Origin of the sequence: Kitasatospora sp. NPDC056076 (genome assembly GCF_042266305.1) — a bacterium.
In the GTDB taxonomy this organism is placed as follows: domain Bacteria; phylum Actinomycetota; class Actinomycetes; order Streptomycetales; family Streptomycetaceae; genus Kitasatospora.
Map to the genome: position 1 here is coordinate 1 of NZ_JBHJWG010000046.1, position 15,246 is coordinate 15,246.

The following is a 15,246-nucleotide window of genomic DNA, read 5'->3' on the forward strand; positions in this document are numbered from 1 at the left end:
ACATTCCGAACCCGGAAGCTAAGCCTCACAGCGCCGATGGTACTGCAGGGGGGACCCTGTGGGAGAGTAGGACGCCGCCGAACAATCATTCAGAAGAGCCCCCGCCGGGTGAACCGGGCGGGGGCTTTTCTGTTGTAGGGTCAACGTGCATTGTCGTGACACAGGACAGGAGTACCCGGGTGGAGGTCCAGGAGACGCGGGTCCAGACCGATCGCGTCCTCACCATCCCCAACCTGCTGAGCATGGGCCGGCTGGTCGGCGTTCCGGTTTTTCTCTGGCTCATTCTGTGGCCCGTCTTCGGCGGGCCGAAGAACGACGGGTGGGCGCTGCTGATCCTGATGCTCAGCGGAATCAGCGACTACCTGGACGGAAAGCTCGCCAGGCGGTGGGGGCAGATCAGCCGGGTGGGGCAGCTGCTGGATCCGCTGGCCGACCGGCTCTATGTGCTGTCCACGCTCGTCGGATTGACGTGGCGTGAGTTCCTGCCGTGGTGGGTGACGGCGATTCTGCTGGCCCGCGAGGTCTTCATCGCCTCGTTGCTGCCCATTCTGAACCGGCACGGTTACGGGCCGCTCCAGACGAGTTTCCTCGGCAAGGCCGCGACCTTCAATCTGATGTACGCGTTTCCGCTTCTCCTGCTCGGCGGCATCGACAGCTGGATCGCGCGGCCGGCCGAGGTGGTGAGCTGGGCCTTCATCTGGTGGGGGACCACGCTGTACTGGTGGTCGGCGATCCTTTACGCGGTGCAGGCGCGGCAGATCATCAAGGCGGGCCCCGCGGGCTCGGCGTCCACAGTCTGAGACGTGATCTGAGAGAAGTCCCACGCCGTCCCGGTGCGTCGGACGATACCTTCCGGGTAGAGAACCCTCTGGAACGGTTTGATGGACCTGCAGGTCCACCACCGCGAAGGAGGACGCACCCGTAATGAAAGCCGTAGTAATGGCAGGGGGCGAGGGCACCCGACTCCGCCCGATGACCTCCAGCATGCCGAAGCCGCTGCTTCCGGTCGCGAATATGCCGATCATGGAGCACGTGCTTCGGCTGCTGAAGCGGCACGGCCTCTCCGACACCGTCGTCACCGTGCAGTTCCTGGCGTCACTCGTCAAGAACTACTTCGGTGACGGCGAGGAACTGGGCATGCACCTCACGTATGCCCATGAGGAGACGCCACTAGGCACTGCGGGGAGTGTCAAGAACGCCGAGGACGCGCTCAAGGACGACTCCTTTCTGGTGATCTCCGGTGACGCGCTGACCGACTTCAATCTCTCCGAATTGATCGACTTTCACCGCAGTAAGAACGCACTGGTCACGGTCTGTCTCACCAGGGTGCCGAATCCCCTGGAGTTCGGAATCACGATCACCGACGAGGACGGCCGGGTCGAGCGCTTCCTGGAGAAGCCGACCTGGGGCCAGGTCTTTTCCGACACGGTGAACACCGGTATCTACGTGATGGAGCCGGAGGTCTTCGAGTACGTCGCCGCGGGTGAGTCCGTGGACTGGTCGAGTGACGTCTTCCCACAGCTGTTGAAGGAGGGCAAGCGGGTCTACGGCTACGTCGCCGAGGGCTACTGGGAGGACGTGGGCACCCACGAGAGCTACGGCAAGGCCCAGGCGGACGTCCTGGAGGGCAAGGTCGAGGTCGAGCTCGACGGCTTCGAGATCTCGCCGGGCGTCTGGGTGGCCGAAGGGGCGGAGGTGGACCCGGAGGCGGTGCTGCGCGGGCCGCTGTACATCGGGGACTACGCCAAGGTCGAGGCCGGCGTGGAGATCCGCGAGCACACCGTGCTGGGCAGCAACGTGGTGGTCAAGCGCGGTGCCTTCCTGCACAAGACGGTGGTGCACGACAACGTCTACGTCGGACCGCAGAGCAATCTGCGCGGTTGCGTGGTCGGCAAGAACACCGATGTGATGCGGGCCGCGCGGATCGAGGACGGCGCGGTGATCGGGGACGAGTGCCTGATCGGCGAGGAGTCGATCATCGGGGCCAACGTCCGGGTCTACCCGTTCAAGACCATCGAGGCCGGCGCCGTCGTCAACACCTCGGTGATCTGGGAGTCGCGCGGCCAGGAGCACCTCTTCGGGCTCCGCGGCGTCTCCGGCATCCTCAACGTCGAGATCACCCCGGAGCTGGCCGTGCGGCTGGCGGGCGCGTACGCCACGACCTTGAAGAAGGGGGCCACCGTCACCATTGCGCGTGACCACTCGCGTGGTGCCCGTGCGCTCAAACGGGCGATGATCTCGGCGCTGCAGACCTCCGCGATCGACGTCCGCGACCTGGAGAACGTGCCGATGCCGGTGGCCCGGCAGCACACCGCGCGGGGGAGCGCGGGCGGGATCTTCCTGCGGACCACGCCGGGTGTGCCGGACTCGTTGGACATCCTCTTCTTCGACGAGCGCGGGGCGGACCTCTCGCAGGCCGGGCAGCGCAAGCTCGACCGGGTCTACGCACGTCAGGAGTACCGGAGGGCGTTCCCGGGCGAGATCGGGGACCTGACCTTCCCGTCCAGCGTCTTTGACTCCTACGCGGGCAACCTGCTGCGGGCGGTGGACACCACCGGGGTCCGGGAGGCCGGGTTGAAGGTGGTGGTGGACACCGCGCACGGCAGCGCCGGGCTGGTTCTGCCCAGCATCCTCGGCCGGCTCGGGGTGGAGGCGCTGACCGTCTCCAGCGGGCTGGACGAGGCGCGGCCGACCGAGGACGCGGAGACCCGGCGGGCCGGGCTGGCCAGGCTCGGCGAGCTGGTGGCCTCCTCGCGGGCGGCCTTCGGGGTGCGGTTCGACCCGGTCGGCGAGCGGGTCGCCTTCGTGGACGAGCTCGGTCGGGTGATCGACGACGACCGGGCGCTGCTGGTGCTGCTGGACCTGGTCGCGGCGGAGCGGCGCAGCGGGCAGGTGGCGCTGCCGGTGACCACGACCCGGATCGCCGAGCAGGTCGCGGCGTACCACGGGACCCAGGTCATCTGGACCACGACCACGCCGGACGACCTCGCGAAGGCGGCCGCCGCCGAGGGCACGGTGTTCGGCGGGGACGGGCGCGGCGGCTTCGTGGTGCCCGAGTTCAGCGGGGTGCTGGACGGCGCCGCGGCCTTCGTCCGGCTGGTCGGCCTGGTGGCGCGGACCCAGCTCACGCTGAGCCAGATCGACGCGCGGATCCCGCAGGCGCACATCCGGCGGCGGGACATCGCGACGCCGTGGGCGGCGAAGGGCATGGTGATGCGTTCGGTGGTGGAGGCGGCCGGCAGCCGGCGGCTGGACACCACGGACGGTGTCCGGGTCGTCGAGGCCGACGGGCGCTGGACGCTGGTGCTGCCGGATCCGGCCGAGGCGGTCACCCACCTGTGGGCCGAGGGTCCGGACGACGAGGCCACCGATGCCCTGCTGGACGAGTGGGCGGCGGTGGTGGAGGGCGCGGGGCGGTGACGTCCTGAGCAGACGGCCCCCTGAACGGCGGGGCGTGCGGAGCTGTCCGCACGCCCCGTTGTCCGTTTTCACCTCATTCGGAATGGTCCGTCGCTTTCCGTCCATGTGTATGGCGTGTGTGCAGCTCAGGGGCCGTGCGCAGGGCCCTCCGCCGTCGTGGGACGATGGTCCGCATGCCAGCGACGCCGACGCCGAGTGCTCCGAACGGGCGGTACAACCGCCCCGACGCCTCGATGTCCCTGCTGACCAACGTGATGGACCACAGCCTGGACGAGGGCTACGCCGAGGCGGCCGCGGCCCGGGGCGGTGAGCACGACAGCCGGATACCCCGCACGCTGCGCGGACTGCTGACGCTCGGCGCCGGACTGGCGCTGGTCGGAACCGTGGTCACCATCGGCGCGGTGAACGCCCACAAGGCGGAACCGACGCTGGCCAAGGAACGGGACGCGCTGATCCACCGGATCAACGACAGCAACGGCTCGGCGGACCGCCTGCAGAAGGAGGTCCAGGACCTGCGGCGCAAGGTCGACGACACCCAGCAGCAGGCGCTGGCCTCCGGGGACGGCGGCAGCAGCGGCCTGACCGGTGAGGTCGGGCTGGGGGAGGTCACCGGGCCCGGGGTGAAGCTGGTCCTGGAGGACGCGGCCGGCACCGGCGGCGGGGGCAACGTCGACCCCCGGGCCGGGCAGGGCTTCTCCAACAGCGGCCGGCTGCGCGACCGGGACCTGCAACTGGTGGTGAACGGTCTGTGGGGATCCGGGGCGGAGGCCGTCTCGATCAACGGCCAGCGGCTGACCGCGCTGTCCGCGATCCGGGCGGCCGGTGAGGCCGTGCTGGTGGACAACCGGCCGCTCGTGCCGCCGTACAACATCCAGGCGATCGGGGACGGGCCGAAGCTCCTCACCGCCTTCGAGAACGACATGGCCGGGCAGTACCTGCGGCTGCTGGAGGAGAAGTACGGCATCAAGTCGACGCTCTCCACCCAGAAGAGCCTGACCCTGCCGGCGGCGGTCGGCGTGTCGCTGCGGAGCGCCCAGCCCGTCACGCCCGAGGCCTCGCCGACCGGGTCCGCGTCGGCGTCCCCGTCAGCCGGTCCGTCGGCCGGTCAGAGCGGGACGCCGACGAGCGTCCCGGGAACCTCGGAGAGCCCCGCCGCGTCCGTTTCACCGTCCGCGCCCGGTGCCGGGCCGTCCCCGAAGCGGCGGCCGTCCGGCGGATCGACCAAGACCACCACAGGGACAGGAGCAGCTAGACCGTGATTGCCGTACTGGGTCTCGTGATCGGGGTGGTCGTCGGGCTCTTCGTCCAACCCGAGGTGCCCGACGCCGTCGTGCCGTACCTGCCGATCGCGGTGGTGGCGGCGCTGGACGCGGTGTTCGGCGGCGTCCGGGCGATGTTGGACGGGATCTTCAACGACAAGGTCTTCATCGTCTCGTTCCTGTCGAACGTGGTGGTCGCCGCGCTGATCGTCTTCCTGGGCGACCAGCTGGGTGTCGGTTCGCAGCTGTCCACGGGTGTGGTCGTCGTCCTCGGCATCCGCATCTTCTCCAACGCGGCGGCGATCCGGCGCCATGTCTTCCGTGCCTGAGCAGGGCCGCGGGGCGGCGGCGGAGGAGCCGGCGGAGGCAGCGGCGCCGACGGTCGAGGAGACCGTCGCGGAGCCGGGCGGGAAGGCGGCCGGGAAGGCTCCGGAGGAGTCGCCGGGGAAGGCCGTCGAGGAGGCCTCGGCGGTGGCCGGGGCCGACCGGGACGAGCTCGGAGCTGCCGGGGAGTCGGAGAAGTCTGACGCTGAGGCTGAGCTTGAGACCGTGTCCGCGGCGCCGCCGTCGCCGGTGCGGCTGACGAAGGCGCCCGTCGAGGCCGAGGCCGAGGCCGGCACCGACGAGCCGTCGGAAGCAGCGGAGCCGCCGGCCGTCGAGGAGTCGGAGGCCGTCGAGGAGCCGCCCGCCGGGGACCGGAACGCCGGTCGGCGGCGGTTGAAGGCGGCGGTCTGGCCGCCGCGGCTGTCGCGCGGGCAGCTGGTGGTGGCGCTGCTGCTGTTCTCGCTCGGGCTGGGGCTGGCGATCCAGGTGCGGTCGACCAACGACCACCACAACCAGCTGCGCGGGGCCCGCCAGGAGGACCTGGTCCGGATCCTCGACGAACTGGACAGCCGTCAGCAGCGTCTGCAACAGGAGAAGGCCGAGCTCGAGCAGTCCCTGGGCAAGTTGGAGAACAGCTCCAACCAGGCCAAGGAGGCCCAGGAGCAGACCAGGAAGAAGATGACCGAACTGGGTGTGCTGGCCGGTACGGTCAAAGCCACTGGTCCGGGCATCGTCCTCACGGTCGATGACCCCCAAGGGCAGGTGAAGGCGGATATGCTGCTGGACACCCTGCAGGAACTTCGAGCGGCGGGGGCGGAGGCGATTCAGATCAACGATGTGCGCGTGGTGGTCAACACCTACTTCACCGACCTGTCGGGCGGTGGGGTGCAGATCGACGGGAAGAAGGTCTCGCAGCCCTATCGGTTCACCGTCGTGGGGAACCCGCAGGACCTGACGCCCGCGCTGAACATCCCGGGGGGCGTCGTGCGCACCCTGGAGAGCCACCAGGCGCGGGCGACGATCACCCAGCAGCAGAAGGTGGTCGTGGACGCCCTGGTGGATCTGAAGACGCCGCAGTACGCCAAGCCGGCTTCGAAGTGACGGGGCGCTCGACGAACGGCCCGTCACGGGCCCGCGGCACCCGGTGCGGGGTGTCGTCGTCGCGTGGGGGAGACTGGTTCGCACCAGTACGCTCCGTAGCACCAACCGCAACACCACACGTCGGAGTACCACTCCAGCAGGCCCGAGCCGCAACCGGGCCCGCAGCCTGTCCGAGGTTCTCACCCTGCCCCGCGGGCGGGTCTGTCACACGCAAGGGGATTCGCCCGTGAGTTTCTTCTCGAAGTTGTTCGGTCGCAACAAGGGCCGCGACGCGGCCGCCGTCGAGGCGCCGACCGCCCGGCACCGCCGGTCGGAGGACGAGCCCGCGGTGCCGGGCATGCGCCCCGCCCCCGAGGCCGGTCAGTACGCCGGTCAGCAGCTGTACCGGGACGGTGCCGCGCAGTACGCCGGGAATCCGGCGGGCTACGGCGCGTCGGTTGACCCCTCCGGCGACCCGCGCATAGGTTTCCCGTCAGGACCCTCAACCTCTGGTGGAGGGTTTGCCCCGGACCCGTACGCCGGGCACAACCCGTCGGGTGTGCCGCGCCAGGAGGCTGTGAACATGGCTGGCCCCACTCCGTGCCCCAGGTGCGGCAACCAGAACCCGGCCGCGGCCCGCTTCTGTTCCAACTGCGGTACGGCGCTGCGCGGCGGCCTGCTGCCGGAGGGGGCGGCGGAGACCACCTCGACGATCTCGATCTCCGGTCTGGAGTCCTACGACCCCTCCGCCACCACCGGCACCGGGACCACGCCGGCGCTGTCGGCCGAGGTGCTGTCGGCGATCGACGCGCTGCCGCCGGGCTCGGCGCTGCTGATCGTCCAGCGCGGTCCGAACTCGGGCAGCCGGTTCCTGCTGGACTCGGACGTCACCACGGCGGGGCGTCACCCGCAGGGTGACATCTTCCTGGACGACGTCACGGTCTCCCGCCGCCACGTGGAGTTCCGCCGCACCCCGGCCGGATTCAGCGTCGCGGACGTGGGCAGCCTGAACGGCACCTACGTCAACCGGGAGCGGATCGACGAGGTGCCGCTGAACAACGGCGACGAGGTGCAGATCGGGAAGTACCGGCTGGTGTTCTTCGCCGGCCACAACCGGGGGTACTGAAACCAACGTCGGCGGGAGCCCGAGTGAATACGAATACTCCTTCCTCTTCTCTCGGGGCGGCCAACCCTGCGTCGTCGTCCGGTCCGCAGGCGGACCGCGGCGGGCGCGGGGTGGTCGCGGCCCCCCGGCAGCCGGTCCGTCCGGACCGGCCCGCCGGCCGCCGGCGCGGCGGTGACGAACTGCTGAGCATCGGCGCGGTGCTGGCCTTCCTGCGCGACGACTTCCCCGAGGTGACCATCTCCAAGATCCGCTTCCTGGAGGCGGAGGGGCTGGTCGAGCCGCAGCGCACCCCCTCGGGGTACCGCAAGTTCAGCCCCGCCGACGTGGAGCGGCTGGCCTACGTCCTGCGGATGCAGCGGGACCACTACCTGCCGCTGCGGGTGATCCGCGAGCACCTGGACGCGATCGAGCGCGGTGAGGCCCCGCCCGCGCTGCCGGCCGCCGACGCCCGGCCCGGCCCGCTGGAGGAGGCCGACCGCGAGCTGGTGGCCTCGGCCGAGGTCGCCTCCGGGGTCCGGCTGGGGCGGGCCGAACTGCTGGCCGCCGCCGGGGCGGGGGAGCCCGAACTGGCCGAGTGGGAGGCGTACGGGCTGGTCATGCCGGGCCCCGACGGCGGGTACGACGGGGAGGCGCTCCAGGTGGCCCGGCTGGTGGCCGAACTCGGCCGGTACGGGCTGGAGCCGCGGCACCTGAGGGCGATGAAGGCGGCGGCGGACCGCGAGATCGCCTTGGTGGAGCAGGTGGTGGCGCCGCTGCGCCGGCACCGGAACCCGCAGACCCGGGCGCACGCGGAGGCCACCGCGCGGGAGCTGGCCACGCTGTCCGTACGGCTGCACGCGGCCATGGTCCAGGCCGGTCTGCGGCCCCGGTCCTAGAGCGTGGGGACGCCCGCCGCGGGCCCGGTGCACCGCGCTGACCAGCGGCGTCGGCCCTGCGCTTTCATATCCGGGGTCGGAGCCATAGGGTTGCCTGTGTGAATGAGCTCGACGTCGTGGGTGTCCGGGTGGAGATGCCTTCCAACCAGCCGATCGTGCTGCTTCGGGAGGTCGGGGGAGATCGATACCTGCCGATCTGGATCGGCCCCGGCGAGGCGACCGCGATCGCCTTCGCCCAGCAGGGCATGACTCCGGTGCGCCCGCTGACGCACGACCTGTTCAAGGACGTCCTGGAAGCGCTCGGCCAGCAGCTCACCGAGGTCCGGATCACCGACCTGCGGGAGGGCGTGTTCTACGCCGAGCTGGTCTTCACCGGCGGGGTCGAGGTGAGCGCCCGGCCGTCCGACGCGATAGCGCTGGCCCTGCGCACCGGCACGCCGATCTACGGGAGCGAGGAGGTGCTCGCGGAGGCGGGCATCGCGATCCCGGACGAGCAGGAGGACGAGGTCGAGAAGTTCCGCGAGTTCCTCGACCAGGTGTCGCCCGAGGACTTCGGGGGCGGCGGCCCGCAGTAGGGCGAACGGCGGACGGGGCTGGTCAGCCTTTTTGCATGCCGTTTTGCCAAAATCCGTCCACCTACCCACACTAGGGGCACGAAAAACCACTCTCCTGAGTGATGTGGTTTGTCTGGCCCGGCGTGGCGATCGTTGACGGGTCATAGGGGACTGCCTACCGTCAGGAGTGGCTGTCCGGGTGGCCGATGCCCGCAGTCGGTTGCCCGCAGCACGAGTGGACGGAGGTAGGCATGAGCAGCACCGGCGATGACGCGGCCGTGGGAGGCCTGTGCTCCGTGCACGTGCCGCGCACCGCTCGCACCGTGTCGGACCTGCCCAGGATGAGCAGGTTCCCGGCCGTGCAGCCGGGCCAGCCCGCGATCGAGCGGCTGGCCCCGACGTCCGAACTGGTCGGCTTCCGCGGCCCGACGGCCTGTGCGGCGGCCGGCATCACGTACCGCCAGCTGGACTACTGGGCCCGCACCGGGTTGTTGGAGCCCAGCGTCCGCACGGTGTACCCGGCGACCAGTCAGCGCCTCTACAGCTTCCGCGACGTGCTGCTGTTGAAGATCGTCAAACGGCTGCTCGACGCCGGCGTCTCATTGCAGAACATCCGGGTGGCCGTCGCCCATCTGCAGGCGGCCGAGCAGGCCGACCTGGCCGGGCTGACGCTGATGTCCGACGGCGCGACGGTGTACGAGTGCACCACGCCGCAGCAGGTGGTCGACCTGTTGAAGGGCGGTCAGGGCGTGTTCGGCATCGCGGTCGGAGCGGTCTGGCGGGAGCTGGAGTCGACCCTCGGGCGGCTGCACGCGGAGCGGACCGACACCGGTGAGACGCTGGTCGGTGACGATCCGGCGGACGAACTGGCGCAGCGGCGCAACCGGGCGGTCTGACCGGCAGCACTTCCACGGGGCCGTGGGCGGGAACGGGGAACCGTTCCGGCCCACGGCCTCGTCGTGTTGCCTGGTGAAACGATCGAGGGAGGGGCACGTGAAGGTCGGCACCGGGATATCGGAGTTGCTGCGGCGTCGGGCCGGCGGGGTGCGGGCGCGGCTGCGGGAGCGCCGTACGCAGCGCAGGGTCTTCCAGGCGACGACGCTGCTCTGCTCGCTCGCGCTGGCGCCCAGCGCCTGGCTGTGGGTCGGGGCGGGGGACCGGGTGGGCACGGTGGAGAGCGCGCCCTCGGCCCCGGTGGCGGTGGTCTTCGGCGCCGGGCTGGACCAGGGCAAGCCGTCGCCGTACCTGGAGCACCGGCTGGTGGCGGCACTGGACCTGTACCGGGAGGGCAAGGTCAAGGCCATCCTGGTGACCGGGGACAACGGGCGGATCGAGTACGACGAGCCGGACGCGATGTACCGCTACCTGACTGAGCACGGCGTCCCCGGGGACCGGGTGGTGCGGGACTACGCGGGCTTCGACACCTGGAACTCCTGCACCAGGGCGCACCGGATCTTCGGGGTGGACCGCGCGGTGCTGGTCAGCCAGGACTTCCACGTCCGTCGGGCGCTGGCGCTGTGCGAGGCGGCGGGGATCCGCTCGTACGCGGTCGGCGTGCCGGAACTGCACGACACCACCTGGCTGTACGGCGGGCTGCGGGAGGTCGCCGGGGCGGGCAAGGCGGCGGTGAACGTCTGGCTGCGGCCGGACCCGGCGTTCCTCGGGCCCAAGGAGGACGGCATCCCGAAGGCGCTGGCGGAGGCCGCGAAGCAGTAGCCGGGGGGCGTGGGCGGGCGCCGGGCATCGGCCGGGACCTCGGCCGGGTTCGTACGCACTGTCGGACCCGTACGCGATGATCGGCGGGTGCGATCTCTGCCGAGCATCATCCACCTCGACATGGACGCCTTCTTCGCGGCGGTGGAGCAGGCGGCCAAGCCGAGCCTGCGCGGGAAGCCGGTGGTCGTCGGCGGGCTCGGCGGGCGCGGGGTGGTCTCCACGGCCTCGTACGAGGCGCGGCGGTTCGGGGTGCACTCGGCGATGCCGATGGCCCAGGCGCGGCGGCTGTGCCCCAACGCGGCCTTCCTGTCCGGGCGGTTCGAGGCGTACCGGCAGAACAGCGAGATCGTGATGGGACTGCTGCGCCAACTGTCTCCGCTGGTGCAGCCGTTGAGCCTGGACGAGGCCTTCGTCGACCTGATGGCCGGTCCGTACGGCCCGGTGCTGTCGGAGGCGGACCACGAGACCGGGGAGCGGCTGGTGCTGGCCCTGGCGGAGGACCTCAGGGCGGACATCCAGCGGCTCACCGGGCTGACCGGCTCGGTGGGGGCGGCGGGCTCCAAGCTGATGGCGAAGATCGCCTCCGAGCAGGCCAAGCCGGACGGGCTGGTGCTGGTCGAGCCGGGGCAGGAGCGGGCCGTGCTCGGCCCGATGCCGGTCCGGGCGCTGCCCGGGATCGGGCCGGCCACCGAGCAGGTGCTGCGCCGGGCCGGGTTGAGCACGGTGGCGGACCTCGCGGAGGCGGGGGAGGCGGAGCTGGTCCAGCTGCTCGGGCGGGCGCACGGCACCGGGATCTTCCACATGTCGACCGGCCTGGACGACCGGCCGGTGGTGGCCGACCAGGATGCCAAGTCCGTCTCGGTGGAGGACACCTACGAGGTGGACCTGGCCGACCGGGACCGGGTGCTGCGGGAGGTGGAGGCGCTCGCCGGGCGCTGCGTCCGGCGGCTGCGCTCGGCCGGGCGCTCGGGCCGGACGGTGGTGCTCAAGGTGCGGCGGTTCGACTTCTCGACGCTGACCCGCTCGGAGACCCTGGGCGGGCCCACCGACGACGCGGCGGTGATCACGGCGACGGCCCGGCGCCTCGCCGAGCAGGTGGACATCACCGGCGGGGTGCGGCTGCTCGGGGTGGGCGTGGCCCAACTGGCCGACTACACCCAGGAGGACCTCTTCGCGCAGGCGCTGCGGGAGGAGGCGGCGGAGCACGCCGAGGTGGCCGAGGCGGCGGTGGCCGAGGAGGAGCCGGAGGAGGTCGTGGTGCGGCGCTGGATGCCCGGACAGGACATCCGGCACGCCGAGCTGGGGCCGGGGTGGGTCCAGGGCAGCGGAGTGGGGCGGGTGACGGTGCGGTTCGAGACGCCGTGGAGCGGGCCGGGCCGGGTGCGGACCTTCGCGGTGGACGATCCGGCGCTGGAGCCGGCCCGGCCGCTGCCGCTGCGGCAGCCGGAGGAGCCGGACGCGGACGGGGCTGAGGCGTAGGGGGTTGAGGGGCGGTGCCCGCGGCGGGCGCGGTAGCGGCCCGGGAACGCGGAACGGCCCCACCCGGTAGGAAGTACCGGGTGGGGCCGCATACCGTGCCGGGCCCCGGACGGTCGCGATGCCCTCGCGACCGGGCGGAGGCCCGGGCCCGCGCGTCCTGTCCCTGAACGCGCGGGCCGGACGCCTCGTCAGGCGTCGGTCTTGGCCAGCTCGGGGCTGGAGTCCTGCCGGGCCGCGCCGCCGGCGACGGTGACGGCCGGCTTGGTGGTGCGGATCAGGAAGGGGACGACGCCGGCGATGACGCAGACGACGGCCGTGACCCAGAACGCGTGCTTGTAGGCGTCCAGGGTGGGCAGCAGCACCGGGATCTTGATCGGGAGCTTCATGGTGTCGCCGGTCAGGATGGCGGTCATCACGGCGGTGCCGATCGCGCCACCGACGGTGCGCAGCACGGAGTTCATGCCGTTGGCGATGCCGCTCTGCTCGACCGGGACGGCGCCGTTGATGAAGGCGGGCATCGCGGCGAAGGCGAGGCCGATGCCGAGGCCGAAGATCGCGGAAGCGGTGTAGATGTCGCCCTCGGCGCTGTGCCGCAGGGCCAGGTAGGCCATCGCGATCGCGCCGAGGACGCCACCGAGGACCAGCGGCAGGCGCGGGCCGCGGCGGGCGATCATCAGGGCGCCGATCGGGGCGGCGACCATCGAGCCGATCGCGGACGGCAGCAGCATCACGCCGGCGTGCAGCACGGTCGCGGTGAAGCCGTAGTGGGCCAGCTTCTCCGGGGTCTGGGCGAAGTTGCTGATGACCATGAACGAGCCGTACATGCCGAAGCCGATCAGCAGGCCGGCCAGGTTGGTGAAGGCGACGGCCGGGCGGCCCATCATCTTGAGGTCCACCAGCGGGTGGGCGACCTTGGTCTCGATGACGCCCCAGATCAGGGCGACCACCGCGGCGACGGCGAACAGGCCGAGGGTCTTGGTGGAGGTCCAGCCCCAGTGGTTGCCCTGGCTGACCGCGACCAGCAGGGCGGAGAGCCAGCCGGCCAGGGTGAGCGCGCCGAGCGGGTCGGCGCCGCCCTCCTTGTCGGTCACCGGGTCGGTCGGGACCCGGAAGGCGACCAGGGCGATGGCGAGCAGGCCGAAGGCCAGGCCCATCCAGAAGATGGACTTGTAGTTCCAGTGCTCCAGCAGCAGGCCGGTCGCGACCAGGCCGAGGCCGGAGCCGACGCCCATCGAGGCGCTGATGGCGGCGACGCCGCCGGTCACCTTCCGCTTGGGCAGCTCGTCACGGACGATGCTGATCGCCAGCGGCATCACGCCACCGCCGGCGCCCTGGAGGACGCGGGCGACGATCAGCCAGGTGAAGGAGTGGGTGCAGACGGCCAGCGCCGAACCGGCGATCAGGCCGGCCAGCGAGATCAGCAGCATGGGCTTGCGGCCCCGGAGGTCGCCGAAGCGGCCCAGCAGGGGAGTCAGCACGGCCGCGGACAGCAGGTTGGCGGTCATCAGCCAGGTGATGTTCGACCCGGAGACGTCCAGTTCCTTGGCCAGCGACGGCAGGATCGGGACGACCGCGGTCTGCACCACGCTGAAGGACAGCATCGCCAGGATGAGGGCCGGCAGGACCCGGGCGTTGCTCTGCTTCTCGGCCGCAGTGGTGGGCTGTGGTGCCTCACTCACGGTTGCTTCCTCCCGTACATAGTGAATGAACTCAAGTAACTGTGCGGGTGGATAGTTCATGATGTCAAATATCGAGTGGTTAAGGTTTGGCAAAGTGGGGAACTACGGCGCAACACGAGGGCCCCGGACCGGAGTCCGGGGCCCTCGTGGAACGGGCGGAGATCGGGGAGGTCAGGCCAGCGGGCGCAGGGCGGCGGGCCGGGGGCCGTCGGCCGCGTGGACGAGCGCCTCGCCCGCCTCGGCCGGTGCGGTGGCGGCCGTGTCGTCGTGGACCTCGACGTGCTCGCGGCGGAGCTCGTCCCGGACCACCTCCTCCTCCGTGTAGCGCTCCACCACCAGGCGGACCCGCTCGATCGGGGCGAGGTACTTGCGGACCACCGGCCGCTCCTCACGGAGGGTCACCTCCTCGACCGCCTCGTCGATCTCCTTCTCGGTCAGCGAGGCCAGCTCGGCCTCGCCGACCGGCATCCGCTCCACCCGGACCCGCTCGCGGACCACCGGGACGCGGCGCTCGACCTGCTCGCTGGTCACGTACTTGCGCAGCTTCGCGGTGCCCAGCACGTGCCACTCGGTGGTGATGTCCAGCCGCTCCTCGCGGCAGGTGATCTCGACCGGGCCGCTGGGGGCCGAGGAGGCGGCGGTGCCGTTCGCGGCCGGGGTGGTCGCGGCGGGCTGCGGCTTCGGCTCGGCCAGGTGGGCGGCGGCCGGCGCGAGGACGGTGCCGTTGGCGATCGGTGCGGGGGTGCTGAGGGTCCGCACGTGGGCCTCCGTGGCGGTGTCGGTGCTGGTGTGGGTCGTGCCGGTGCTGGTCATGGTGGTCGTGCCCGTCGCGGTCGCGGTCGTGGCCGGGGCGGGGTCGGGGTCGGGGTCGGGGGAGTGGAAGGCGATCGGCTTGGCGGCCGTGGTGGTGCCGAAGTCGAGGTCCGGCCGGTCGTCCCGGGCGGGCTCCGTGGTGGCCGGACGGCCGTCCGCGGGGGTGTCGAGGCCGTAGTAGCGGTAGAGCTGGAGCTCCTGGGCCGGCGACAGGTGCTGGCCCACGCCGAAGTCCGGCGAGTCCTTCACCAGCGACTTGTCGTACGGCACCCGGAGCTCCTCGCCGGAGAACTCGCTCGTGGTGAGCGGGACGAAGGCGTCCCGGCCGAAGATGCCGGTGCGGACGGCCGCCCACTCCGGATGCCCGGTGGCGTCGTCCAGGTACACCTCGTCCACCGTGCCGATCTTGTCCCCGTTGCGGTCGACCGCCTTGTGGCCGATGAGGTCCCTGGGGTCGATGTCGGTCTGCACTCTTTCCTCCAAGCGCTGCGCCTGCGGAACTCCCGCAGGTGAGGCGGCCGGAGCACCCGTCCCGTCCGCCACTTCACACCAAAAGCCATCAATCGGACGCGCGCGACCGGGGTGCGCCGGACGGGCTTCGCGCTGGGCCGTCCGGGGGACGCGCGTAGACCCGGAGTGACCGGACGCACCCGTGATCGGAAGCCCTCCCGCTGGTACCCTGGGCCGCGACCGCCGAGCCCGCTCGGGAGAGTCCCCGACAGTGAAAACCGCTGGTCGGGGCGCCGAAGGAGCAACTCCTCCCCGGAATCTCTCAGGCATCCGTACCGTGCGGGATAGGTCACTCTGGAAAGCAGGGCAGGACCGCCGGCGCGGGAGCCGACGATCACCACCCTCACCGACGGTGCAAGCCGACGGCGCGCCATCGCGCGGCGTGCGGGCGAAGCTCTCAGGTCCCGATGA

At 71.4% G+C, this 15,246-nt stretch carries 13 protein-coding genes, 1 rRNA gene and 1 riboswitch; of the genes, 12 read left to right on the plus strand and 2 right to left on the minus strand.

Annotation, left to right across the window (positions count from 1 at the left end; all coding sequences use genetic code 11):
• The 12 genes from rrf to ACFC1T_RS30270 all read left to right on the plus strand — a co-directional run.
• Positions 1-83, plus strand: a 5S ribosomal RNA gene (gene rrf, locus ACFC1T_RS30215); the annotation flags it as partial.
• A gap of 96 nt (positions 84-179) precedes the next feature.
• Positions 180-800, plus strand: coding sequence for a CDP-alcohol phosphatidyltransferase family protein (locus ACFC1T_RS30220; protein WP_375893575.1), 621 nt, complete (start codon positions 180-182; stop codon positions 798-800).
• Between the two features lie 124 nt (positions 801-924).
• The gene (locus tag ACFC1T_RS30225) at positions 925-3,420 is read left to right on the plus strand and encodes a sugar phosphate nucleotidyltransferase (protein WP_375893577.1); all 2,496 of its coding nucleotides are present in this window, start codon (positions 925-927) and stop codon (positions 3,418-3,420) included.
• A gap of 173 nt (positions 3,421-3,593) precedes the next feature.
• Positions 3,594-4,679, plus strand: coding sequence for a DUF881 domain-containing protein (locus ACFC1T_RS30230; protein ID WP_375893579.1), 1,086 nt, complete (start codon positions 3,594-3,596; stop codon positions 4,677-4,679).
• A complete protein-coding gene (locus tag ACFC1T_RS30235) occupies positions 4,676-5,008 on the plus strand; it encodes a small basic family protein (RefSeq protein ID WP_030062488.1) in 333 nt (110 codons plus the stop codon). Before ACFC1T_RS30230 ends, ACFC1T_RS30235 begins: the two co-directional genes overlap by 4 nt.
• A gap of 244 nt (positions 5,009-5,252) precedes the next feature.
• Positions 5,253-6,104, plus strand: a complete 852-nt coding sequence (locus ACFC1T_RS30240; protein ID WP_375893681.1) for a DUF881 domain-containing protein — start codon at positions 5,253-5,255, stop codon at positions 6,102-6,104.
• 562 nt (positions 6,105-6,666) lie between these two features.
• Entirely contained in the window at positions 6,667-7,209 is a 543-nt protein-coding gene (locus tag ACFC1T_RS30245) for an FHA domain-containing protein (RefSeq protein ID WP_360242294.1), read from the plus strand.
• 182 nt (positions 7,210-7,391) lie between these two features.
• Positions 7,392-8,084 carry a MerR family transcriptional regulator gene (locus ACFC1T_RS30250; protein ID WP_375893682.1) on the plus strand — a complete coding sequence of 231 codons (693 nt, stop codon included), beginning with the start codon at positions 7,392-7,394 and terminating at the stop codon, positions 8,082-8,084.
• Positions 8,085-8,182: 98 nt separating this feature from the next.
• On the plus strand, positions 8,183-8,659 hold the full coding sequence (locus tag ACFC1T_RS30255) for a bifunctional nuclease family protein (RefSeq protein WP_375893581.1): 477 nt from the start codon (positions 8,183-8,185) through the stop codon (positions 8,657-8,659).
• Positions 8,660-8,889: 230 nt separating this feature from the next.
• Complete coding sequence (locus tag ACFC1T_RS30260; RefSeq protein ID WP_375893583.1) at positions 8,890-9,534, plus strand: MerR family transcriptional regulator; 645 nt, start codon at positions 8,890-8,892, stop codon at positions 9,532-9,534.
• A gap of 97 nt (positions 9,535-9,631) precedes the next feature.
• Positions 9,632-10,354 carry a vancomycin high temperature exclusion protein gene (locus ACFC1T_RS30265; RefSeq protein WP_375893585.1) on the plus strand — a complete coding sequence of 241 codons (723 nt, stop codon included), beginning with the start codon at positions 9,632-9,634 and terminating at the stop codon, positions 10,352-10,354.
• 87 nt (positions 10,355-10,441) lie between these two features.
• On the plus strand, positions 10,442-11,833 hold the full coding sequence (locus ACFC1T_RS30270) for a DNA polymerase IV (protein ID WP_375893587.1): 1,392 nt from the start codon (positions 10,442-10,444) through the stop codon (positions 11,831-11,833).
• A 188-nt stretch (positions 11,834-12,021) separates the two neighbouring features.
• Here ACFC1T_RS30270 and ACFC1T_RS30275 read toward each other — a convergent pair whose 3' ends face one another.
• Together ACFC1T_RS30275 and ACFC1T_RS30280 are read right to left on the minus strand one after the other, a co-directional pair.
• Entirely contained in the window at positions 12,022-13,512 is a 1,491-nt protein-coding gene (locus ACFC1T_RS30275; RefSeq protein ID WP_375893588.1) for an MFS transporter, read from the minus strand.
• Between the two features lie 171 nt (positions 13,513-13,683).
• A complete protein-coding gene (locus ACFC1T_RS30280) occupies positions 13,684-14,796 on the minus strand; it encodes a PRC and DUF2382 domain-containing protein (RefSeq protein WP_375893590.1) in 1,113 nt (370 codons plus the stop codon).
• Between the two features lie 223 nt (positions 14,797-15,019).
• A riboswitch (glycine riboswitch) is annotated at positions 15,020-15,123 on the plus strand.
• Positions 15,124-15,246: the final 123 nt, after the last annotated feature.